The following is a 23,303-nucleotide window of genomic DNA, read 5'->3' as shown; positions in this document are numbered from 1 at the left end:
ATTTCTATTTATAGGGATAACTTATTAGTAATAATAAGTTATCTAATTGATTTAACTCCATAGGAGTCAATTGTGAAAGACTTACTAAAGTTTCTAAAAGCACAAACTAAAACTGAAGATTTTGACGCTATCAAGATAGGTCTTGCCTCTCCTGATATGATCCGTTCATGGTCTTTTGGTGAAGTCAAAAAACCTGAAACAATTAATTATCGTACGTTCAAGCCTGAACGTGATGGATTGTTTTGTGCGCGTATTTTTGGACCTGTGAAAGATTATGAATGTTTATGTGGAAAATATAAACGTTTAAAACACCGTGGTGTGATCTGTGAAAAATGTGGTGTAGAAGTCACTCAAGCTAAAGTGCGTCGTGAACGTATGGGGCACATTGAGCTTGCTTCTCCAACTGCTCATATCTGGTTTTTAAAATCATTACCATCTCGTATTGGTTTATTGCTTGATATGCCACTGCGCGATATTGAACGTGTGCTTTATTTTGAATCATTCATGGTTCTTGATGGAGGCATGACGAACTTAGAACGTGGTCAGATTTTAACTGAAGAACAATATTTAGATGCGTTAGAAGAATTTGGTGATGAATTCGATGCACGTATGGGTGCAGAAGCTATCCAAGAATTGTTACGTAATATTGATGTGCAAGCTGAATGCGAAGCACTACGTGACGAACTAGCAACAACAAATTCTGAAACTAAACGTAAAAAATTAACTAAACGTATTAAGATTATTGAAGCATTTATCCAATCAGAAAATAAACCTGAATGGATGATTTTAAATGTATTACCAGTATTGCCACCTGATTTACGCCCACTAGTACCACTTGATGGCGGACGTTTTGCAACATCAGATTTAAATGATCTTTATCGTCGTGTAATTAACCGTAATAACCGTTTAAAACGTTTATTAGATTTAGCTGCGCCAGATATTATCGTACGAAACGAAAAACGTATGCTACAAGAATCGGTTGATGCATTATTAGATAATGGTCGTCGTGGTCGTGCAATTACAGGTTCAAACAAACGTCCTTTAAAATCACTTGCTGATATGATTAAAGGTAAACAAGGTCGTTTCCGTCAAAACCTATTAGGTAAACGTGTTGACTATTCAGGCCGTTCAGTAATTACTGTAGGTCCATACTTACGTTTACATCAATGTGGTTTACCGAAAAAAATGGCACTTGAATTATTTAAACCATTTATTTACGGAAAACTAGAACGCCGTGGTTATGCCACTACCATTAAAGCAGCCAAGAAAATGGTTGAGCGTGAAGATGCAATTGTTTGGGATATCTTAGATGAAGTTATTCGTGAACACCCAGTATTACTAAACCGTGCACCTACATTGCATAGATTAGGTATTCAAGCATTTGAACCTATCTTAATTGAAGGTAAAGCGATTCAGTTACATCCATTAGTTTGTGCGGCATTCAATGCTGACTTCGATGGTGACCAAATGGCTGTTCATGTTCCTTTAACACTAGAAGCACAGTTAGAAGCTCGTGCGTTGATGATGTCAACCAACAACATCCTTTCACCGGCAAGTGGTGAACCTATCATCGTTCCTTCTCAGGACGTGGTATTAGGTCTTTATTACATGACTCGTGATAAAGTGAATGCTAAGGGCGAAGGCATGATATTAACTGGTCCTAAAGAGGCAGAAAAACTGTATCGCTTAGGGCTGGTAGAATTACATGCAAAAGTGAAAGTACGTATCACTGAAAGTCAGCGTAATAGTGTTGGAGAGTGGGAAGATAGTACATCAGTTGTAGATACAACTGTTGGTCGTGCTATTTTGTGGTTAATTATGCCTAAAGGTATGAGCTTCTCAGTAATTAATCAACCACTCGGAAAAAAAGCGATTTCACGAATTTTAAATATTTGTTATCGCCAATTAGGTATGAAAGAAACTGTTATTTTAGCTGACCAAGTGATGTATACCGGTTTTGCTTATGCAGCTCGTTCTGGTGTTTCAGTTGGTATTGATGATATGGAAATTCCTGCGAAGAAATTACAAATCATCAACGAAGCTGAAATTGAAGTTGCTGAAATTCAAGAACAGTTCCAATCAGGTTTAGTTACTGCTGGTGAACGTTATAACAAAGTTATCGATATCTGGGCCGCAGCTAATGAGCGTGTTGCTAAAGCAATGATGGATAACTTATCAACTGAAAAGGTCATCAACCGTGATGGTGAAGAAGAGGTTCAATCTTCTTTCAATAGTATCTATATGATGGCCGACTCTGGTGCTCGTGGTTCCGCAGCACAGATTCGTCAGTTAGCGGGTATGCGTGGTTTGATGGCAAAACCAGATGGTTCAATTATCGAAACACCAATTACTGCAAACTTCCGTGAAGGATTAAACGTACTTCAGTACTTTATTTCTACCCATGGTGCACGTAAAGGTCTTGCTGATACTGCCTTGAAAACTGCGAACTCAGGTTACTTAACTCGTCGTTTAGTTGACGTAGCTCAAGACCTAGTTGTTATTGAAGATGATTGTGGCACGTTAGAAGGTGTAGTAATGACACCAGTAATTGAGGGTGGTGATGTTAAAGAGCCACTACGTGAACGTGTACTAGGTCGTGTAACAGCTGAAGATGTATTAAAACCAGGTAGCGCGGATATTTTAATTCCTCGTAATACACTACTTGATGAAAGCTACTGTGATTTGTTAGAAGCTGAATCTGTTGATAGCGTGAAAGTACGTTCTGTGGTTTCATGTGATACTGATTTCGGTGTGTGTGCAAAATGTTATGGTCGTGACCTAGCTCGTGGTCACTTAGTTAACAAGGGTGAAGCAATCGGTGTTATCGCGGCTCAGTCAATCGGTGAACCGGGTACACAGTTAACCATGCGTACATTCCACATCGGTGGTGCTGCATCGCGAGCAGCAGCAGAATCAAGCGTTCAAGTTAAAAATAAGGGTAGCATTAAATTAACAAATGCGAAGTTTGTAACTAACCCAGATAAGAAATTAGTAATTACTTCACGTAATGCTGAATTAACAATTATCGATGAATTAGGTCGAATGAAAGAAACCTACAAAGTTCCTTACGGTTCGATTCTAGCTAAAGGTAATGGTTCAGCGGTTGAAGCTGGTGAAACGATTGCTAACTGGGATCCGCATACTATGCCAGTTATCTCTGAAGCAAAAGGTTTTGTACGTTTTGTTGATATGGTTGATGGTCAAACCATTACTCGTCAAACTGATGAGTTAACCGGTTTATCATCTATCGCGATATTAGATGTAGCTGAGCGTACTGGTGTAGGTAAAGATTTGCGTCCAGCAATCAAAATTGTGGATGCTAAAGGCGATGATATTTATGTCGCTGGTACAGAAATGCTTGCGCAATACTTCTTACCAGGTAAAGCTTTAGTTCAATTAGAAGATGGTGCTGAAATCAATATTGGTGACACACTTGCTCGTATTCCACAGGCATCTGTTGGTACCAAAGATATTACAGGTGGTTTACCACGTGTTGCTGACTTGTTTGAAGCTCGTAAACCGAAAGAACCAGCTATACTTGCTGAAATTGATGGTATTATCTCATTCGGTAAAGAAACTAAAGGTAAACGTCGCTTAATTATCACACCATTAGATGGTAGTGAACCATACGAAGAGATGATCCCTAAATGGCGTCAGCTTAACGTATTTGAAGGGGAACAAGTTGGTCGCGGTGATGTGATTTCGGATGGTCCTGAATCGGCGCACGATATTTTACGTCTACGTGGTGTAAATGCAGTAACACGTTACATTGTTAACGAAGTTCAAGAAGTTTATCGTTTACAAGGTGTAAAAATCAACGATAAACACATTGAAGTCATCGTTCGTCAAATGTTACGTAAAGCAACGGTTATTCATCCAGGTAGTTCTCGTCTACTTGATGGAGAACAACTTGAGGTTTCACGCTTGAAGATTATTAACCGTGAACTTGAAGCGCAAGGTAAAGAACCTATTGTTTACTTACATGATCTGCTTGGTATTACTAAAGCATCACTAACTACTGAATCGTTTATATCTGCGGCGTCGTTCCAAGAAACAACACGCGTATTAACCGAAGCAGCAGTTGCTGGTAAAAATGACGAATTACGTGGCTTAAAAGAAAACGTAATTGTTGGTCGATTAATTCCAGCAGGTACAGGTTATGCTTACCATAAAGAGCGTATGCGTAAACGAGCAATGCCATCGACGGATGATATTCAAACAACAATTTCTGCAGAAGAAGCAACAGCTAACTTAGCTGAATTACTAAACTCAGCAGAAGAACAACAATAGCCTGTAAAAAGGCTAGAATGTAAATAGCACGCCTATGCGTGCTATTTTTTTGCCAACTATTTGAAATACAAAAGGAGATTTGGATGTATATTGTAATGAATCGTTTTAAGATTAAATGTGGAAGTGAAGATACATTTATTGAAATATGGCGTAACCGAGATAGTCATTTAAAAGACATGAACGGATTTAATCGTTTTTACTTATTACGTGGAAAAAGTGAGGAAGAATATACGCTATTCTCATCGTATACTGAGTGGGAATCTAAAGCAGATTTTGACGCTTGGGTTAATTCCGAATATTTTCAACATACCCATCGTAACACTAACAATCGATCAAATAATAAAGATATTTATTTTGAACCAGCAAAATTAGAGTGTTTTGAAACAATTCTATAATCAAAATAATTATAAAAGATAAAATTAGTTAACCAATTTATCTGAATTTTTGTTAATAAATTTTGTAAGTAATAATAAATGATATTGCGATGTATATTTTATAAGTAATTAGGATTATACTTCGCAAATTTGATAAAAAAAGATATAATGTTTATAAACTATGTTAAGTAATGTAGATTTAGTTAGTAAATAACATTATCCGATTTACTTAAATAGTTAACGCAAAATTACTTTTTCTTGAAGTCTTTTCTTTACAATTTTTCGCTATCCTTATTATTTTTTCATACTAGGCTGTATTTGTTTGTTGTTTTAAAAGCAAGTTTTAATACTAAGTAAAACGCGGGATATATAGTTTTCAAATAGGTTATTTTATTTACTGTTCATAATTTGTTGAGTTATCAATTAATTCAATTATTTATAAGGACTTACAATGAAATCAAAATCTTTATTAATTATTATTGTATTACTTATTATTGGGGCTTTTATCTTTTTTAAAGACTATAACAATATTCAAAACCAAGATGAAGCTGTAGCCGCTTCATGGTCTGAAGTTGTTAATCAATATAAACGTCGAGCTGATTTGGTTCCTAATTTAGTCAATACCGTAAAAGGTTATGCTTCTCATGAAAAAGACGTATTAACTCAAGTCACCGATGCTAGAGCTAAAGTCGGTTCAATTCAAATTAATGCAGATCAACTTAGTGATCCTGCTTTATTTTCTAAATTCCAACAAGCACAATCTGAATTAAGTTCTGCATTAAGCCGATTAATAGCAGTGAGTGAAAACTATCCTGATCTTAAAGCTAATACCCTTTATCAAGATTTAATGAGCCAACTTGAAGGTACGGAAAATCGTATTACTGTGGCGAGGGGTAGATACATCCAAACCGTCCAGAGTTTTAATAGTTATATTCGCAAATTACCGACTAAATGGGTTGCTGACATAATAGGGCAACAACCAAAACAACAATTTACTGTTGAAAATGAACAACAGATATCTAATGCTCCATCTGTCAATTTTGGGTAATAAGCATAATGAAAAAATATTATCTGCTCTTTTGTTTACTGTTTTTTAGTATTGTAAGTTATGCATTAACTGAAATTCCAACATTTGATCATCGTGTTATTGATATATCACATACTTTAGAATCTTCGCAAATAGATGATTTGGAATCAACCTTGATTGGTTTTGAAAAGACGCGAACTGATGGTGCGCAGATTGCTGTATTGATGATTAATAAACTTGATAATGAAACGATTGAGCAGTATGCCGATCGGGTGTTTATTCAGTGGAAAATAGGTAAAAAAGAGAAAGATAATGGCATTTTATTATTAATTGTTAAAGATGATAAGTTGATGCGAATTGAAGTGGGTTATGGGTTTGAAGGAACTATTACTGACTTAATTGCCAGCCATATTATTCGTGAACAATTAGCGCCACAATTTAAGAAAAATGACTATTATCAAGGTATACATGATGCGCTTTCAGTTTTAATTAGTAAATTGAATGATCCTCAACAAGTACCAGAAACTAATAATGATACTGATCTCAAAACGGTACTTGCTAGTGAATTTGGTGCTAATTTATTTAACTATGGGTTAGCCTCCTTTTTGATATGTTTCGGTGTTGTGAGCTTATTTTTGATTAGTTCCACTAAACGTAGAGCCGCCAGAAGTTTAGGCACTGGTTTGTTAAATGGGATATCCGTTGGCGGTTTTACTTTGTTCAATGGTTATTCATTACATATTGTCTTGCCATTAATATTTTTAGCATTTGTGGCTAGTACAATTTTAAGTGGAATTTTAACTATGAGTAGCAGTGGTCGAGGTCGAGGAGGTGGTTTCGGTGGTGGTAAAGGTGGTGGTTTTGGTGGAGGTCCATTCGGCGGTTTTGGTGGTGGAGGCGGTGGACGCAGTGGCGGTGGTGGAGCATCCGGAAGTTGGTAATAATAAATGGGATGTTTTATTTGTCTTATTTTTTAATTAATTCTTATTATTCGTTTTTAACAGTAATCAAGTTTTTCCTTCCTATATTCTATTTTTTGGATAAATAATAGTTAACGTAAATTTGATATTTAATATAAAAATCAAATTTAGCGATTATATTTTTGTTATGAACTAAATTATATAATCAGAATAAATATTAAGGTAATAATCAATAACTAAAACAAATTATCTTGTTTACGCCCATTGACGAAATCATGATTTAAAGGTAATATGCGCGCCTTACGGCATTGTGTAGTTTTTAACTATACTGAATAAAATTTTAAGGTAGATAAACATATCTTATGCTAAATAAATTGCCATTAACAATTGACCCAATTAAAGCAGCGCAAAAACGGCTTGATTATGTTGGATATTATCCTATTCAAGCTATAACTAGGGTTGATTGTCCAAAAAGTGATATTACGTGTAGCTTATCTTTTGATTATGATGAGCAAAAACTTTGTGTTATCACAATTGATGCAAAAATGACGTTAGAGTTGATTTGTCAACGTTGTTTTAAACCTTTTATCACTGAAGTTCATGTGATGAATAAATTCAGTCCTGTTAAGAGCGATGCTCAAGCAGAGACTCTACCGGAACATTATGAGCCTGTTCTGATGAACGAGTTCGGCGAAGTAGATATATTAGCGTTACTTGAGGACGAAATTATACTTTCGTTGCCAATTGCGCCGGTACATGATAGTAAACACTGCGAAGTGTCAGAGGCAGATATGGTATTTGGTGAAATTCCTGCTGAGAATGAAAAACCAAATCCATTTGCAATTTTAGTTAGTTTAAAGAATAAGGGGTAAATCCATGGCTGTTCAACAGAATCGTAAAACTCGTGCAAAACGTGGTATGCGTCGTTCTCATGATGCATTAACTGTTGCTAATATCTCAGTTGATGAATCAGGTAAAACTCATTTACGTCATCACGTAACCGCTGATGGTTATTATCGTGGTCGTAAAGTGATTTCTAAATAATAACTATTTAATTAGAAATCCTCAGGTGACATTTTGGATAATCTAACCATTGCGTTAGATGCTATGAGCGGGGACTTCGGTCCTCGTATTGTTGTTCCTGCAGCAATACAAGCACTAAATTGTTATCCTAACCTTTCTTTATTTCTGGTCGGCGATCCAACAGAAATCAATTTCTTTTTGTCTAAAGAAAATTCACAACTTGTCACTCAATATCAATCAAATGGTAGATTAAATTTGATTGAATCAAGTTCAGTAATTGCTAATGACATAAAACCTTCTTATGCAATTCGTCATAGCCAAGGCTCATCAATGCGAATAGCGCTTGAATTGGTTAAAGATAACAAGGCTCAAGCATGTGTGAGTGCAGGTAATACAGGGGCATTAATGGGACTATCAAAGCTGTTATTACACTCATTAACAGGAATTGATCGTCCTGCTTTAGTGGCTACAATTCCCGCTTTAAATAATCAAAATACCGTAGTATTAGATCTCGGTGCCAATGCGCAGTGTGATAGTGATATGTTGGTACAATTTGCAATAATGGGCGAAATCCTAGCAAAAACTGTACTTAAGATAGAACATCCTCGAGTTGCATTACTTAATATTGGTGAAGAAGATATTAAAGGTTTGGATAAAATCCGAGCAGCAGCAGAGGTTTTAAAATCTAATGATCAAATTAATTATATTGGTTATTTGGAAGGTAATGAACTTTTAACTGGCAAAACAGATGTATTAGTATGCGATGGTTTTGTCGGTAATGTGACACTGAAAACGGTTGAAGGATTAATTAAAATTTTTATGTCTTCATTTAAATTATCTTTAGGTCGCCATTCATTTTTTATAAAATTATTAAGCAAATGGCTGCAAAGGATGATTACAAAAAATTTTGGTTATTTAGATCCTGGACGCTATAATGGGGCTTGTTTGCTTGGACTCCGAAGTATTGTGATTAAAAGTCACGGTAGTGCCAATCAAAAATCATTTTTTGCAGCAATTGAACAAGCTATTTTGGCAATACAAACAAATATACCAGAGAAGATTGCAATGAGCCTTTCTTCCGCATTACCCAAGAGCGAATAATTAGATGTATACAAAGATTTTAGGAACAGGGAGTTATCTTCCAAAACAGATCAGAACTAATACTGATCTTGAAAAAATGGTCGATACTAGCGATGAGTGGATCACTACGCGGACTGGTATCAAGGAAAGACGCATTGCTGAACCATACGAAACCGTTACAAGTATGGCTTATGAAGCAGCTATAAATGCCATAGATATGGCGAATATCAACAAAAATGATATTGGAATGATTATTGTTGCAACAGCAACTTCAGCCAATGCTTTTCCAAGTTCTGCAACAGAATTACAAGCTAAATTAGATATTGATGATGTCGTTGCGTTTGATGTATCCGCTGCCTGCTCAGGATTTGTTTATGCGCTTGATATCGCAGATAAATACATTAAAAGTGGTGCTGTTAAATATGCATTAGTCGTTGGTTCAGATATGTTAACACGAGGTGTTGATCTAAATGATCGTAGTACCGTTATTATTTTTGGTGATGGTGCAGGTGCGGTTGTTGTCGGGGCATCAGATGAACCTGGTATTATTGCTTCACATCTTCATGCTGATGGGCGTTATGGCGACTTGTTGAAGTATCCATATGTTGATCGTCGTAATATGGATGATCCCGTTTACATGACTATGCATGGTAACGAAGTGTTTAAAGTTGCTGTTAAAGAACTTTCAAATTTAGTTGATGAACTTTTAATGGAAAATTCATTTAATAAAGCAGATCTAGATTGGTTGGTGCCGCATCAAGCTAATTTAAGAATTATTTCAGCAACAGCTAAACGTTTAGATATGGATATGAGTAAAGTTATTGTCACATTAGATAAACAGGGTAATACTTCCGCGGCTTCTGTTCCTTGTGCTTTAGATACAGGTGTGCGGGATGGGCGAATTCAACGAGGTCAACTAATTCTGTTAGAAGCTTTTGGTGGTGGCTTTGTTTGGGGTTCTGCACTAATTAGATTTTAATTTATGCTTTATTTTTAATGATCAAGGATTTAATAATGACCAAATTTGCAATGGTATTTCCGGGACAAGGCTCACAAACTGTCGGCATGTTAAAAGATCTTGCTGACAATTATCCAATTGTGAAATCAACTTTTGCTGAAGCTTCTGAAGTACTCGGTTATGATTTATGGGCCTTAATACAAACTGGCCCAGCAGAAGAATTAAATAAAACATGGCAAACGCAACCAGCATTACTTGCCTCATCTGTAGCTATATATAGAGTATGGCAAAGCGAAAATGGTCCTGAACCTGATTTTATGGCAGGACATAGTTTAGGTGAGTATTCAGCTTTAGTTTGTGCAGGTGTGGTTGATTTTAAAGATGCGATTAAACTTGTTGAGTTGCGGGGGAAATTAATGCAAGAAGCCGTACCAAATGGAACTGGTGCTATGTATGCAATTATTGGATTAGATAATGACTCGATTCGTCTTGCATGTGAACAAGCGGCACAAGGACAAGTTGTTGCACCGGTGAATTTTAATTCTCCTGGTCAAGTCGTTATTGCAGGTAATAAAGAAGCGGTTGAGCGAGCTGGTGCTTTATGTAAAGAGGCGGGAGCTAAACGAGCATTACCTCTTGCAGTGAGCGTACCTTCACACTGTGCTTTAATGAAGCCAGCGGCGGATAAATTAGCATCAACTCTAAATAGTATTACGTTTAATGCACCGAAATTTGCCGTAATTAACAATGTTGATGTCAAAGTTGAATCTGTCGCTGACAATATTAGAGGAGCTTTAATTGCTCAGCTTTATAGCCCAGTACGCTGGACTGAAACAGTTGAAGAAATGGCTAATCAAGGTGTAACATTATTAGTGGAAATGGGGCCTGGTAAAGTATTAACAGGTCTAACTAAACGTATTGTCGACACGCTATCTGCTTGTGCTGTTAATGATAAAGCTTCATTAGATGCCGCATTGGAAATTACTAAATAAAAGATAAAAAGAGGTAAATATGAACCTATCAGGAAAAATTGCTTTAGTCACTGGCGCTAGCCGTGGCATTGGTAAAGCAATCGCAGAAAAACTTGTTGCTTGTGGTGCAACAGTCATTGGGACAGCGACAACAGAAAAAGGTGCTGAGGCTATTAGTCAATATTTAGACCAAAATGGTAAAGGATTAGCTTTAAATGTTACTGATGAAGCTTCAATTGAATCGGTAATTAGTACAATCAAAGCTGAATTTGGTGATATTGATATTTTGGTTAATAACGCTGGCATTACTCGTGATAATTTATTAATGCGAATGAAAGAAGACGAATGGCAGGACATTTTAGATACAAACTTAACTTCTGTTTTCCGTTTATCTAAAGCATTAATGCGTACAATGATGAAAAAGCGTTATGGCAGAATTATAACTATTGGTTCAGTAGTTGGTACTATGGGTAATGCTGGGCAGGCTAATTATGCCGCAGCTAAAGCAGGACTAATTGGCTTTAGTAAATCACTTGCACGTGAGGTAGCTTCAAGAGGTATTACCGTTAATGTTGTTGCTCCAGGCTTTATTGAAACAGATATGACAGCAGCTTTAACAGACGAACAAAAGGCATTAACATTGGCACAAGTTCCAGCAGGGCGTTTAGGTGAACCAACTGAAATTGCAAATGCAGTAGCATTTTTAGCATCAGATGAAGCATCTTATATTACTGGTGAAACTTTACATGTCAATGGTGGCATGTATATGGTGTAATTGATTAGAATAGTGTAAAATAAGCTAATATTTTAACATTTAGCTTAAAAAATAAGCAATTGGGTTGAAAAATGATTTGCATCTTTTTCAACATTTTATAAACTTACATTCACCGCCACTTTTGGCGATTTTTATAGGAAAAAAAAGAGTATGAGTACTATTGAAGAGCGAGTTAAGAAAATTATTGTTGAGCAACTTGGTGTGAAAGAGGAAGAAGTTAAAAATGAATCTTCTTTCGTTGAAGATCTTGGTGCTGACTCACTTGATACAGTTGAGCTAGTTATGGCTTTGGAAGAAGAATTTGATACTGAAATTCCTGATGAAGAAGCTGAAAAAATTACAACTGTACAATCAGCAATTGATTATATTACTGCAAATCAGTAAAGTTGCAGAGTTTTTTTAATAGGCGGTCAAGTGATCGCCTAGTTCGTATGCTTATCTTTAATTTTATAATTTGAGAATATTGAACGAAAACTTAAAATAAATTTTCAATGATTCAAATTTCATTTCAATCCTTTTCTGGAGGACAATGTGTCTAAACGCAGAGTTGTTGTCACAGGAATGGGCATGATATCTCCAGTCGGTAATACAGTTGAATCCACTTGGCAAGCACTTCTAGCTGGTCAAAGCGGTGTTGAACTCATAGAACACTTTGATACTGCCCCTTTCGCAACGCACTTCGCCGCTATGGTTAAGAACTTTGATGGCGAAAATTATAATATTTCACGTAAAGATGCGCGTAAAATGGATTATTTTATCCAATATGGTATTGCCGCAGGTATACAAGCAATGCAAGATGCTGGTATTGAAATAACGGAAGAAAATGCAGAACGTATTGGTTGTGCTATTGGTTCAGGTATTGGTGGACTTGGATTAATTGAAGAAAATCACAGCGCATTAGTCAATGGTGGACCTAGGAAAATTAGTCCGTTTTTTGTGCCATCTACAATTGTTAATATGATTGCTGGACATTTATCTATTATTTATGGATTAAAAGGACCAAGTATTGCTATTGCTACAGCTTGTTCTTCAGGAGTTCATAATATAGGGAATGCTGCACGCATGATTGCTTATGGTGATGCTGATGCAATGTTAGCTGGTGGCGCAGAAAAAGGAAGTACTCCACTTGGTATTGGCGGGTTTGGCGCAGCTCGTGCATTATCTACAAATAATGATAATCCTAAAGGTGCAAGTCGACCATGGGACAAAGATCGAGATGGTTTTGTGCTTGGTGATGGTGCAGGTATTATGTTCTTAGAAGAATATGAACATGCTAAAAAACGCGGCGCTAAAATCTACGCTGAATTAGTTGGATTTGGTATGAGTAGTGATGCATATCATATGACCTCACCACCACCAGATGGTAGTGGTGCGGCGTTAGCCATGAAATGCGCACTTCGTGATGCAGGAATAACTCCTGAACAAGTGGGATATATTAATGCTCATGGAACATCTACACCAGCTGGTGATATAGCTGAAACGCAAGCGGTTAAAAGTATTTTTAAAGAAAATGCTAATAAAGTAATGGTTAGCTCAACTAAGTCAATGATTGGTCATTTACTTGGTGCAGCAGGTGCTGTTGAGTCAATTTTTACTGTGCAGGCATTACATGATCAAGCTATTCCACCAACTATTAATCTGGATAACCCAGATGAAGGTTGTGATCTTGATTATGTACCTCATACTGCTCGTCAAGTTAAGAATTTAGAATATGCACTTTGTAATTCGTTTGGTTTCGGTGGAACCAATGGTTCAGTGTTATTTAAAAAAATGTAATTCTATTTTGCTTTCCCATCACTATAAAAAGTGATGGGAGTGAGAAATTCCTTTCTATATTACTGCTTAATAATGGTTAAAATTATCAAAATAAAAATGTTAATGTGTCTAATTTTTCAAACTATTTTCTGGCTTTGGATTTAAAAGTAGAGGCTATCTGAAGCTCATTCAATCCTTAATAGTTTTACTGCATTACAATCAACGCATAATTATTGGCATGGTTAAAAAGTCGCCATAGGTTCCTTAGCAATGTTAATGTTGATAGACAGTGACCAGATATGATTGATACTGTTTATACATTTTGTGAATAAGTTGGATTACCAAAAAACCTTGCAGAAATAGTTTTAATTGATGTTAATGATGATGACTTGATAAAAGCAGCTTTATTATTTTGTGCTGAAGGTGAATCGATCTATAACTCACCTGCTGAAGTTAACCCAAACACAGTATTTGCCACAATAAAAGCAGCAAACGCAGAAGGATTACGTCGTAAAAAACATTAAAAACTTATGTTATCTACAGTTAAAAAGCTCTCGTTGATATTATGCACAATAGTTTCTATTGTTGCGACCTTATATAAATTTGTGCTGGTAAACAGAATAAGAATATTCATCTTGCTTGTGTTATAATGCTAACCAATTTTTATATCTTTTTTATTTCCGGTAATTATGGCAGACCCCAAATTTATTCATCTTCATTTACATAGCGATTTTTCCATGATTGATGGAATTGCTAAAGTCGGTGCATTAGTTAGTGAAGTGAGCAAATTGCAGATGCCAGCTTTTGCGATCACTGATTTTACAAATCTTTGCGGACTGGTTAAATTTTATGGTTCTGCAATGTCCAAAGGAATTAAACCTATTATTGGTGCCGATTTAATCATTAAAAATCCTCAACTATCAGATGATATCTATCAGTTAACATTATTAGCTGCAACAAATGAGGGATATCAAAATCTTACTTTATTAATTTCTAAAGCTTATCAGCGTGGCTATATTGGTGATATGCCTGTAGTAGATCAACAATGGCTGGTTGAGCATAGAGCAGGATTAATTGTTTTAGCTGGAAGAGAAAGTGATATTGGTATTGGCATTACTCGTAATAATCAGGCAATAGTTGATAATGGAATTAATTTTTATTTTGAAAATTTTCCTAATCATTTTTATTTTGAACTGGTACGTACGGGGCGTACTAATGAAGAATTATTCATTCATACTGCCGTAAAACTTTCCGAACAACATCAATTACCTGTTGTTGCTACCAATGATGTTAGATTTTTAAAATCCTCAGATTTTGAAGCTCATGAAATTCGTGTGGCCATTCATGATGGCAATACACTTGAAGATCCTAATCGCCCTAAAAACTACTCGTCTCAACAGTATCTTCGTAGTGAACAAGAGATGTGTGACCTATTTTCGGATATTCCTGAAGCTTTGGAAAATAGCGTTGAAATAGCAAAACGATGTAATGTTACAATTCGACTTGGTGAATACTTTTTACCTAAATTTCCAACTGGAGATATGTCAACTGAAGATTTCTTAGTCTATAAATCAAAAATCGGTTTAGAAGAAAGACTTGAATTTTTATTTCCCGATCCTGAAATAAGAAAACAAAGAAGATCGGAATATGACGAACGCTTGGAAACAGAATTAAACGTCATTAATCAGATGGGCTTTCCTGGCTATTTCCTGATAGTTATGGAGTTTATTCAATGGTCAAAAGATAATGATATTCCTGTCGGACCTGGACGGGGATCTGGCGCGGGCTCTCTCGTTGCTTATGCTTTAAAAATTACTGATTTAGATCCGTTAGCTTTTGATTTGCTATTTGAACGTTTCTTGAATCCTGAACGTGTTTCAATGCCTGACTTTGATGTCGACTTTTGTATGGAAAAACGCGATCTTGTTATCGACCATGTTGCTGATATGTATGGTCGGGATGCTGTTTCACAAATTATCACTTTTGGTACGATGGCAGCTAAAGCGGTAATACGTGATGTCGGTCGAGTACTAGGACATCCTTATGGATTTGTTGATCGTATTTCTAAATTAATTCCACTTGATCCAGGAATGACTCTGGCAAAAGCTTTTGAAGTTGAACCTCAACTCCAAGATTTATACGATAATAATGAAGAGATTAAATCATTAATTGACATTGCACGTCAATTAGAAGGGGTCACACGAAATGCGGGTAAACATGCTGGTGGGGTGGTGATTTCACCGACTAAGATTACGGATTTCGCACCAATTTATTGTGATCCAGAGGGAAATCATCCAGTAACTCAGTTTGATAAAAATGATGTTGAATATGCTGGACTGGTAAAGTTTGACTTTTTAGGACTACGTACATTAACCATTATTAATTGGGCAATTAAAATGATTAATGAACGTCAGTTGAGAAATGGTCAGCCGCTAGTTGATATCAATCGCATAGAACTTGATGATAAAGATTCTTTTGAACTGTTGTTAAAAGCCGAAACAACAGCTGTATTCCAGCTGGAATCTAGAGGAATGAAAGATTTAATTCGGCGTTTAAAACCAGACTGTTTTGAGGATATGATAGCGTTAGTAGCACTGTTTCGTCCTGGCCCACTACAATCTGGCATGGTAGATAATTTTATCGATCGTAAACACGGTCGAGAAGATGTTTCTTATCCCGATATAAAATACCAACATGAGTCATTAAAACCAATATTAGATCCAACCTATGGTATTATTTTATATCAAGAACAAGTTATGCAGATCGCTCAAACCTTATCTGGTTATACGTTAGGCGGGGCAGATTTATTGCGTCGAGCTATGGGTAAGAAAAAACCTGAAGAAATGGCAAAACAGCGCTCTGTGTTCAAAGAAGGAGCAGAAAAACAAGGTGTTGATGGCGAACTTGCGATGCGTATATTCGATTTAGTTGAAAAGTTTGCTGGTTATGGATTTAATAAATCTCATTCTGCTGCTTATGCACTTGTTTCTTATCAAACATTGTGGTTAAAAACACACTATCCTGCTGAATTTATGGCAGCAGTGATGACTGCCGATATGGATAATACCGATAAAATCGTTGGCTTAGTTGATGAATGTTTAAGAATGGGATTAAAAGTTAATCCTCCTGATATTAATAGTGGTCTTTACCATTTTCATGTGAATGATAAAGGTGAGATTGTTTATGGTATAGGTGCTATAAAAGGGGTTGGTGAAGGTCCAATTGAAGCTATTGTTGAAGCTCGTAATAGTGGAGGATATTTTAAAAATATCTTTGAACTTTGCGCCAGAACAGACATGAAGAAAATCAATCGCCGGATACTTGAAAAGCTAACTATGGCTGGAGCTTTTGACAAATTAGGACCTCATCGAGCAGCGATTTTACATAGTATTAATGATGCGATGCAAGCAGCAGATCAATATGCCAAAGCCCAAGATATCGGTCAAGAAGATATGTTCGGTGTTTTAGCTGAAGAGCCTGAGCAAGTTGAACATGCTTATGCTGCAGTTCCCGAATTACCTGCTCAAGTGTTATTAGATGGTGAGCGAGAAGCATTAGGACTATATTTAACAGGCCATCCAGTAACTCAGTATTTAAAGGAATTGAATCGTTATTCCGGAGGGTTACGAATAAGCGAGGCTTCACCTACTGGTTGGGGAAAACTAGCAACCTTTGCAGGTATAGTTGCTGATGCTAGAGTTAGGATAACTAAAAAAGGTAATAAGATTGGTTTGTTTACTCTAGATGACCGTTCAGGCCGTATTGATGGCATGCTGTTTGCCGATTCTTTAGAAAAATTTGGGCATCTACTTGTAAAAGATAAAATTCTCATTGTGTCAGGACAAGTCAGTCACGATGATTTTAATGGTGGACTCAAAATGTCAGTACGAGATATTGTAGATTTAAAAGATGCTCGAGCAAAATATGTAAAAGGTCTTGCTGTTTCATTAACTGAAATTGAAGCTAATCGTTCAATATTACTACGATTACAACAAATTTTTGAACCTTATCGTCATGGAAGTGTACCAGTTAATTTATATTATCATCGCGATGATTCTGTAGTTCGTATTCAATTTGGTACTACATGGCGAATAATACCAGAAGATGCTTTAATTGTAGAATTAAAAACATTACTTGGTAACGATCGCATTGAATTTGAGTTTGACAAATAATAATTAAATAATTACCTATCAATTAAGTGTTATTGATTTAAAAGAGCAGATCAATTAAAGTCACTATTATTAAAAACTAGTGACTTTATTTTTGGATAATTGAAGTAAATTGATATAAATGTTGGTGACTTCAATAAGTATTACATAGTAGAATTGATTTAATTTTATCTTAAGAAATAGTCAGTATACTGTAGTTAATAATGTATTTTTTAGGAAATACAAATAAAATAAGAGGCAATCATAAGCGTTATGAACAATTTTTTGGAATTTGAAAAGCCGATAGCGGAATTAGAAGCAAAAATTAATTCCTTAAAGAATATTGATTCTCAACAAGTTGAATTAGATCTAAATTTAGATAAAGAGATTAAACAATTAAATCGAAAAAGCCGCGAGTTAACAAAAAAAATATTTGCAAACCTATCGCCTTGGGATGTCGCACAATTAGCTAGACACCCCAATAGACCCTATACACTAGATTACATAAAAGAAATTTTCACTGATTTTGATGAGTTGGCCGGTGATCGTGCATATGCCGATGATAAAGCAATAGTTGGTGGTATAGCTCGTATTGATGAACGTACAGTTATGGTTATCGGACATCAAAAGGGGAGAGAAACCAAACAGAAGATATATCGTAACTTTGGTATGCCTGCCCCAGAAGGTTATCGCAAAGCATTAAGGCTAATGCAATTAGCGGAGCGTTTTAAATTACCTATTATTACTTTTATTGATACTCCTGGCGCATATCCTGGAATTGGAGCGGAAGAACGTGGCCAAGCTGAGGCCATTGCCAGGAATTTGCGAGAAATGTCACGTCTTAAAGTACCTACCATTTGCACTGTTATTGGTGAAGGTGGGTCTGGAGGTGCACTTGCTATTGGCGTATCAGATAAAGTTAATATGATGCAATATAGTACTTATTCGGTTATTTCGCCTGAAGGTTGTGCATCTATTTTATGGAAAAGTGCTGATAAAGCATCTGTAGCGGCTGAAGCAATGAACATGACCGCTGATAAATTACTTAAACTAAATCTTATTGATGCAATTGTACCAGAGCCACTTGGTGGGGCTCACCGTGATTATGTAAAAGTAGCTGCATCATTAAAAAAACAATTGCTTAATGATCTTGATGAACTTGAAAATATGGATTTATCGGCTTTACTTGAAAGAAGGTTTCAACGATTAATGAACTATGGTTATGTGAGATAATTTTAAATTTGGAATTTATAATGGAAAAATCGACAGGATTACAGCGCATTATTAATGCCACAAAGTATTCTTTAAAAGGTTTTAAATCTGCAATTATATATGAAACGGCATTTCGACAAGAGCTGATTTTGTTGTTGGTAGCTTATGTTATAGTTATGTTAATAGATTTTACCATCTATGAGCGAATTCTATTACTTGGTTCAATAGGTTTTGTTATGATTGTAGAATTGCTTAACAGTGCTATTGAATGCGTTGTTGATCGAATCGGTAGTGAGAGACATGAATTATCTGGAAGAGCAAAGGACTATGGTTCTGCGGCAGTATTCATGTCACTGTTATTGACTATTATTTTATGGATTTATCTATTTTCTTGTCATTTTTTTTCTTAAAATTACTTAAATGTGGTGTTTTCCTAAAACATTTAGACAAAAAGTAAATTTACTATAGACATTCATATTAAAAATGCGAGATCGTTACTCGCATTTTTAGTAAAATTGATATTATTCCGAAACCAGCTCTTGTACAATAAAACTACCAGTTTTCTCAACATCTAAGGTATTTTTTAGCCATGGTAATATTGTTTGCATTTGTTCATGCAATTTCCATGGCGGATTAATCACTAACATTCCTGAAGCAGTCATACCTTTTTGATTATTATCTGGTTTTATTGCTAATTCAAATTGTGAAATTCGTCTAATTCCTAATTCAATAATACTATCGATCATTTTTTGAGTTTGTGTTCGTGATACAACTGGATACCAAATTAGATAAACACCCGTTGCAAAACGTTTATAAGCTTCAAATAATGCTTTAGGTATTATTTTATAATCGTCTTTAATTTCATAAGACGGATCAATTAAAATAATCCCACGACGAAACTCATGTGGTAACTTAGATTTTAATTGTGCAAAACCATCTTCACGTAACACTTTTGCTCTTTTATCTTTACTAAATTCCTGACGTAATAATGGATAATCTGTAGGATGTAATTCTGTTAAATTAAGCTTGTCTTGTTGTCGTAATAATTGTTTAGCAATTAAAGGTGATCCTGGATAATATTTTAATTCACTAAAAGGATTATACCTTTTTATTACAGATAGATAAGTGTTAAGCAATTCCGGTATATTAGGTTGTTGCCATAGCAGATTAATCCCTGATAAATATTCTCCAGTTTTTTCCGAATGCTCACTTTTCAACAAATATCTACCAGCACCAGAATGTGTATCTAAATATAAAAAAGGTTTTTCTTTTTCTTTTAATGCGTTGATGCATAACGTTAATACAATATGTTTTAATACATCTGCATGGTTTCCTGCGTGATAGCTATGCCGATAGCTTAACATGACTTATTTAACCTCTTTTGTTCATTTTTCTGCATATAGAAAGTTGTTAATGCTAAACTTAAAAGACATGGTATTTCCATCAACTCTTCAATTAGATCTTTTCGAGTAGGTTCTAAAACTAAAAATTCATATCCTAAACGTCTATGTTCAGCAACGTCAGCAATACCTAAAAAAAGAAATGCAAAAAATAAATGCCAAACGGGAATTGTCTCATATTTATATCGACGAACTATTTCTTGACGAATAGTTGGCAAAAATATAGTTAATAATGGGATTGCAATGATAATACTGGCAATAATTTTATAATAAATACGAGGAACATCAGGGAAAAAATCACGTCCCCAGCTAATGCCCCGACCAAAAAGCATAAACCACCAAAAAATTGTCCAAATCCAGAATTTAAAAAGGGTTGAATGATTCTTAACGCTTTTAGCATAATGATATGTGTAACAACACATAAATAATAAGAATAATGACTGTAAATGTTCAACTAAGCTAACAGTTAATTTATTGTATAACGGAAGCCAAAAGTTACCTGTAATATATAGAAAAAAGCTCAGAATCACAATAAACATAGAGCTTTTGTAAAAGTGTGTATCAAATTTAGGCATAATTTATTTTAATAATTAAATAATATTTTTAAGTTTAAGTATAGTACCGCATTTACGACATTGATAACTAGTTTTATTCTTTTTAATTTTATTATGTCGTATTGGTGATAAATAATGTTCCTGGCAATCACATATATATACATACTCGTAACGTTTAAAATTAAAATTATGGGTAACTTTAGGAGGCTTCTTCATTATTTCTGACATGATATATTGCCATTCTTTACCATGAGGTTTTACTTTTCCATAGATTTGAAAGGTAATAAGATGAGCTAATTCATGAGGAACAACCTCCTCAATAAAATTTTCCTCATTTTCACAAAGCATTGTGATGTTAAGTTGAATTTCCCAACGATTTAATACTGCACTGCCTGCTATGCTGCCTTTTGATTTATAACTAATTTTTGGTTCTTTATATTCAGTGTGTAGCAGTTGATTGGCTTGAAGTAAGTATTCCCTTAAACAAGCCATTACCTGATTATGTAAATAAATTGGTATGCGTTTATAATCCTGCTGCATCGCGAAGTAGTGCTGCTTTATCGGTTTTTTCCCAAGGAAATATATCTCGACCGAAATGACCATAGGTTGCAGTTTTTTGATAAATTGGTTGAATCAGATCAAGCATTTGAATTAGCCCATAAGGTCTTAAATCAAAAAATTCTTTGATTAACGAAACAATTTTATCGTGTCCAATTTTCTCAGTACCAAAAGTATTAACATAAACAGAAGTAGGCTTAGCAACACCAATTGCATAAGAAATTTGTAATTCACATTTATCAGCAAGCCCTGCTGCCACCAGATTTTTAGCAACATATCTTGCTGCATAAGCCGCTGAGCGATCAACCTTTGAAGGATCTTTTCCTGAAAAAGCTCCACCACCATGACGGGCTGCACCACCATAAGTATCTACAATGATTTTTCGACCAGTTAATCCACAATCTCCCATTGGTCCCCCAATAACAAAACGCCCAGTTGGATTAATAAAATATTTAGTTCTTGAGGTTAACCATTCGGCAGGCAATGTTGGTTTAATGATTTCCTCCATTACAGCTTCTTGTATTACCTTTTGTTCAATACCATCTGAATGTTGGGTTGATAAAACGATGGTATCGACGCCTTTTATTTGTCCATTTTGATAAATTAATGTGACTTGGCTTTTTGCATCAGGTCTTAACCACGGAAGCGTACCATTTTTTCTAACTTCAGCTTGGCGGCGCATCAAATCATGAGCATAGCTGATCGCAGCAGGCATTAGATTAGGCATCTCATTAGTAGCATAACCAAACATGATACCTTGGTCACCGGCACCTTGTTCTAATGGATCTTCTCTATCTACGCCTTGATTAATATCAGGAGATTGTTTACCAATTGCATTTAATACGGCACAAGAATTTGCATCAAATCCCATTTCTGAACTAGTATAACCAATATCATTAATTGTTTTTCTTGTTAATTCTTCTATATCTACCCATGCAGAAGTCGTAATTTCACCACCAACTAATGCCATACCTGTTTTTACATATGTCTCACAAGCAACACGAGCCTTTGGATCTTGCTTTAAAATCGCATCAAGTACAGCATCAGATATTTGATCGGCAATTTTATCTGGATGACCTTCTGAAACAGATTCAGATGTGAATAAAAATTCTGACATAAAATACCTTCTTAACTTAATTGTGTTTAGTAATCGAAATATAATACCTAATTTTAGGTAATCTATCTTAGCAGTTTTACCATCTAGACGTCTATCTTAATAACTATAAAATATTGAAGAAATTTTAATAAAGATAAAATTACTTGCATTAATTTCTATTCAATTTACGATATTGCGCGTTTTCTATTTATTATCTAATAAAGTTTAACCTACTATGAATATTATAAAACAATCTCCTGTGGTGTTAGTGTTTGATTCTGGCATTGGTGGATTATCTGTTTATAATGAAATTTACAATAAAATGCCTAATGCGCATTATATTTATGCGTTTGATAATGAAATGTTTCCCTATGGTGATAAATCGCCAGAGTTTCTAGTTAATAGAGTTAATTCTGTAATTAAAACCATTACTAAGTTCCAACAAATTGATTTAGCGGTAATTGCATGCAATACTGCTAGTACAATTTGTCTACCTAGCCTGCGTGCCAAATTTCTTTTTCCTGTAGTGGGTGTGGTACCTGCTATTAAACCTGCAAGCTTACTAACAAAGAATAAATGCATAGGATTATTAGCAACAAAAGCAACCATTGAAAGGGCCTACACAACAAATTTAATTAAACAATTTGCTAATCATTGTTCTGTTGAATTATTAGGTCTATCTGAATTAGCACTTATAGCAGAAAATAAATTACAAGGTATTGCTGTAGATATGCAATATTTAAAAGAGTTGATGCATCCATGGCTTAGTTTACAAACTATTCCTGACACAATTGTTCTTGGATGTACTCATTATCCTTTTATTAAAGAAGAATTGCAGATGATTTTTCCTCAAGTAAACTTTATTGATTCAGGTTATGCAATTGCAACACGAGTATATAATTTATTAAAAGATAAATATGACGCAAACAAAATATCTTCATTTAAGAAAGAAAATATTATATTAAGTACGACATACAATGATTCTGTTGAAAAATTGATTAAAAAATTAACTAAATACAATCTCGATAAATATCAATGCATTAATATTTTATGTGTATAAAGGTTATTCGAACGAATAAATATTTAAACTTTTTCACTTGCCAAAAAAAATGAAATGCCTATAATGCGCATCCACTGACACGGCGTCAGCGACAAGCAGACG

Annotated in this window: 21 protein-coding genes; 17 read left to right on the top strand and 4 right to left on the bottom strand. The window is 35.1% G+C overall.

The genetic code is table 11. The features are described 5' to 3' along the window. The first annotated feature begins 72 nt into the window (after positions 1-72). The 16 genes from rpoC (at position 73) to A9G17_RS05595 (ending at position 18,943) form a co-directional block, all read left to right on the top strand. The gene (rpoC, locus tag A9G17_RS05665; protein WP_065737878.1) at positions 73-4,290 is read left to right on the top strand and encodes a DNA-directed RNA polymerase subunit beta'; all 4,218 of its coding nucleotides are present in this window, start codon (positions 73-75) and stop codon (positions 4,288-4,290) included. Between the two features lie 83 nt (positions 4,291-4,373). Then, a complete protein-coding gene (locus A9G17_RS05660) occupies positions 4,374-4,685 on the top strand; it encodes an antibiotic biosynthesis monooxygenase family protein (protein WP_065737877.1) in 312 nt (103 codons plus the stop codon). A gap of 430 nt (positions 4,686-5,115) precedes the next feature. After that, positions 5,116-5,712 (top strand): LemA family protein, encoded by a 597-nt coding sequence (locus A9G17_RS05655; protein ID WP_065737876.1) that lies wholly within the window; start codon positions 5,116-5,118, stop codon positions 5,710-5,712. A gap of 8 nt (positions 5,713-5,720) precedes the next feature. Further along, on the top strand, positions 5,721-6,632 hold the full coding sequence (locus A9G17_RS05650) for a TPM domain-containing protein (RefSeq protein WP_065737875.1): 912 nt from the start codon (positions 5,721-5,723) through the stop codon (positions 6,630-6,632). A 341-nt stretch (positions 6,633-6,973) separates the two neighbouring features. Next, positions 6,974-7,483 (top strand): 23S rRNA accumulation protein YceD, encoded by a 510-nt coding sequence (gene yceD, locus A9G17_RS05645; protein ID WP_065737874.1) that lies wholly within the window; start codon positions 6,974-6,976, stop codon positions 7,481-7,483. Between the two features lie 4 nt (positions 7,484-7,487). Further along, positions 7,488-7,655 carry a 50S ribosomal protein L32 gene (gene rpmF / locus A9G17_RS05640; RefSeq protein ID WP_025316508.1) on the top strand — a complete coding sequence of 56 codons (168 nt, stop codon included), beginning with the start codon at positions 7,488-7,490 and terminating at the stop codon, positions 7,653-7,655. A 33-nt stretch (positions 7,656-7,688) separates the two neighbouring features. Continuing rightward, a complete protein-coding gene (plsX, locus tag A9G17_RS05635) occupies positions 7,689-8,735 on the top strand; it encodes a phosphate acyltransferase PlsX (RefSeq protein WP_081301692.1) in 1,047 nt (348 codons plus the stop codon). A gap of 4 nt (positions 8,736-8,739) precedes the next feature. After that, positions 8,740-9,693, top strand: a complete 954-nt coding sequence (locus tag A9G17_RS05630; protein WP_065737873.1) for a beta-ketoacyl-ACP synthase III — start codon at positions 8,740-8,742, stop codon at positions 9,691-9,693. A gap of 35 nt (positions 9,694-9,728) precedes the next feature. Continuing rightward, positions 9,729-10,664, top strand: coding sequence for an ACP S-malonyltransferase (gene fabD, locus A9G17_RS05625; RefSeq protein ID WP_065737872.1), 936 nt, complete (start codon positions 9,729-9,731; stop codon positions 10,662-10,664). A 19-nt stretch (positions 10,665-10,683) separates the two neighbouring features. Continuing rightward, the gene (fabG, locus tag A9G17_RS05620; protein ID WP_065737871.1) at positions 10,684-11,418 is read left to right on the top strand and encodes a 3-oxoacyl-ACP reductase FabG; all 735 of its coding nucleotides are present in this window, start codon (positions 10,684-10,686) and stop codon (positions 11,416-11,418) included. 150 nt (positions 11,419-11,568) lie between these two features. Beyond that, the gene (acpP, locus tag A9G17_RS05615; protein ID WP_034948180.1) at positions 11,569-11,802 is read left to right on the top strand and encodes an acyl carrier protein; all 234 of its coding nucleotides are present in this window, start codon (positions 11,569-11,571) and stop codon (positions 11,800-11,802) included. 147 nt (positions 11,803-11,949) lie between these two features. Next, the gene (gene fabF / locus A9G17_RS05610) at positions 11,950-13,194 is read left to right on the top strand and encodes a beta-ketoacyl-ACP synthase II (RefSeq protein ID WP_081301691.1); all 1,245 of its coding nucleotides are present in this window, start codon (positions 11,950-11,952) and stop codon (positions 13,192-13,194) included. A gap of 368 nt (positions 13,195-13,562) precedes the next feature. Then, positions 13,563-13,697: a hypothetical protein gene (locus A9G17_RS13230; protein ID WP_256114235.1), complete on the top strand. Its 135-nt coding sequence runs from the start codon at positions 13,563-13,565 to the stop codon at positions 13,695-13,697. A 165-nt stretch (positions 13,698-13,862) separates the two neighbouring features. After that, on the top strand, positions 13,863-17,345 hold the full coding sequence (gene dnaE / locus A9G17_RS05605; RefSeq protein ID WP_065737869.1) for a DNA polymerase III subunit alpha: 3,483 nt from the start codon (positions 13,863-13,865) through the stop codon (positions 17,343-17,345). 249 nt (positions 17,346-17,594) lie between these two features. Continuing rightward, positions 17,595-18,554, top strand: coding sequence for an acetyl-CoA carboxylase carboxyl transferase subunit alpha (accA, locus tag A9G17_RS05600; protein WP_065737868.1), 960 nt, complete (start codon positions 17,595-17,597; stop codon positions 18,552-18,554). Between the two features lie 20 nt (positions 18,555-18,574). Further along, complete coding sequence (locus tag A9G17_RS05595) at positions 18,575-18,943, top strand: diacylglycerol kinase (protein ID WP_065737867.1); 369 nt, start codon at positions 18,575-18,577, stop codon at positions 18,941-18,943. 111 nt (positions 18,944-19,054) lie between these two features. On the opposite strand, the gene A9G17_RS05590 is transcribed toward A9G17_RS05595, so the two are convergent. From A9G17_RS05590 to metK, 4 genes are all read right to left on the bottom strand, one after another. Further along, positions 19,055-19,897, bottom strand: coding sequence for a 23S rRNA (adenine(2030)-N(6))-methyltransferase RlmJ (locus tag A9G17_RS05590; protein ID WP_065737866.1), 843 nt, complete (start codon positions 19,895-19,897; stop codon positions 19,055-19,057). Next, entirely contained in the window at positions 19,891-20,265 is a 375-nt protein-coding gene (locus tag A9G17_RS05585; RefSeq protein ID WP_065737865.1) for a hypothetical protein, read from the bottom strand. Before A9G17_RS05585 ends, A9G17_RS05590 begins: the two co-directional genes overlap by 7 nt. A gap of 258 nt (positions 20,266-20,523) precedes the next feature. After that, a complete protein-coding gene (locus tag A9G17_RS05580) occupies positions 20,524-21,027 on the bottom strand; it encodes a SprT family zinc-dependent metalloprotease (RefSeq protein WP_065737864.1) in 504 nt (167 codons plus the stop codon). Continuing rightward, on the bottom strand, positions 21,011-22,162 hold the full coding sequence (metK, locus tag A9G17_RS05575; RefSeq protein WP_065737863.1) for a methionine adenosyltransferase: 1,152 nt from the start codon (positions 22,160-22,162) through the stop codon (positions 21,011-21,013). The genes A9G17_RS05580 and metK overlap by 17 nt, the downstream gene beginning before the upstream one ends. A gap of 214 nt (positions 22,163-22,376) precedes the next feature. Between metK and murI the strand changes: the two genes are divergently transcribed. Next, positions 22,377-23,201 (top strand): glutamate racemase, encoded by an 825-nt coding sequence (murI, locus tag A9G17_RS05570; RefSeq protein ID WP_065737862.1) that lies wholly within the window; start codon positions 22,377-22,379, stop codon positions 23,199-23,201. Positions 23,202-23,303 lie beyond the last annotated feature (102 nt).

Origin of the sequence: Gilliamella sp. wkB7 (assembly GCF_001693435.1) — a bacterium.
GTDB classification, from domain to species: domain Bacteria; phylum Pseudomonadota; class Gammaproteobacteria; order Enterobacterales; family Orbaceae; genus Gilliamella; species Gilliamella apicola_N.
Note: the sequence above shows the minus strand (reverse complement) of the source record. Positions and strands in the feature narration are given on the sequence as shown.

What these genes read in the sequence shown, in the direction of transcription:
- metK (WP_065737863.1), bottom strand. Translation starts at nt 22,162, where the DNA reads ATGTCAGAATTTTTATTCACATCTGAATCTGTTTCAGAAGGTCATCCA.
- murI (WP_065737862.1), top strand. Translation starts at nt 22,377, where the DNA reads ATGAATATTATAAAACAATCTCCTGTGGTGTTAGTGTTTGATTCTGGC.
- fabG (WP_065737871.1), top strand. Translation starts at nt 10,684, where the DNA reads ATGAACCTATCAGGAAAAATTGCTTTAGTCACTGGCGCTAGCCGTGGC.
- A9G17_RS05580 (WP_065737864.1), bottom strand. Translation starts at nt 21,027, where the DNA reads ATGCAGCAGGATTATAAACGCATACCAATTTATTTACATAATCAGGTA.
- A9G17_RS05630 (WP_065737873.1), top strand. Translation starts at nt 8,740, where the DNA reads ATGTATACAAAGATTTTAGGAACAGGGAGTTATCTTCCAAAACAGATC.
- rpmF (WP_025316508.1), top strand. Translation starts at nt 7,488, where the DNA reads ATGGCTGTTCAACAGAATCGTAAAACTCGTGCAAAACGTGGTATGCGT.
- dnaE (WP_065737869.1), top strand. Translation starts at nt 13,863, where the DNA reads ATGGCAGACCCCAAATTTATTCATCTTCATTTACATAGCGATTTTTCC.
- acpP (WP_034948180.1), top strand. Translation starts at nt 11,569, where the DNA reads ATGAGTACTATTGAAGAGCGAGTTAAGAAAATTATTGTTGAGCAACTT.
- yceD (WP_065737874.1), top strand. Translation starts at nt 6,974, where the DNA reads ATGCTAAATAAATTGCCATTAACAATTGACCCAATTAAAGCAGCGCAA.
- A9G17_RS05595 (WP_065737867.1), top strand. Translation starts at nt 18,575, where the DNA reads ATGGAAAAATCGACAGGATTACAGCGCATTATTAATGCCACAAAGTAT.
- A9G17_RS05660 (WP_065737877.1), top strand. Translation starts at nt 4,374, where the DNA reads ATGTATATTGTAATGAATCGTTTTAAGATTAAATGTGGAAGTGAAGAT.
- A9G17_RS05585 (WP_065737865.1), bottom strand. Translation starts at nt 20,265, where the DNA reads ATGCTTTTTGGTCGGGGCATTAGCTGGGGACGTGATTTTTTCCCTGAT.
- accA (WP_065737868.1), top strand. Translation starts at nt 17,595, where the DNA reads ATGAACAATTTTTTGGAATTTGAAAAGCCGATAGCGGAATTAGAAGCA.
- A9G17_RS05655 (WP_065737876.1), top strand. Translation starts at nt 5,116, where the DNA reads ATGAAATCAAAATCTTTATTAATTATTATTGTATTACTTATTATTGGG.
- A9G17_RS05650 (WP_065737875.1), top strand. Translation starts at nt 5,721, where the DNA reads ATGAAAAAATATTATCTGCTCTTTTGTTTACTGTTTTTTAGTATTGTA.
- A9G17_RS05590 (WP_065737866.1), bottom strand. Translation starts at nt 19,897, where the DNA reads ATGTTAAGCTATCGGCATAGCTATCACGCAGGAAACCATGCAGATGTA.
- fabD (WP_065737872.1), top strand. Translation starts at nt 9,729, where the DNA reads ATGACCAAATTTGCAATGGTATTTCCGGGACAAGGCTCACAAACTGTC.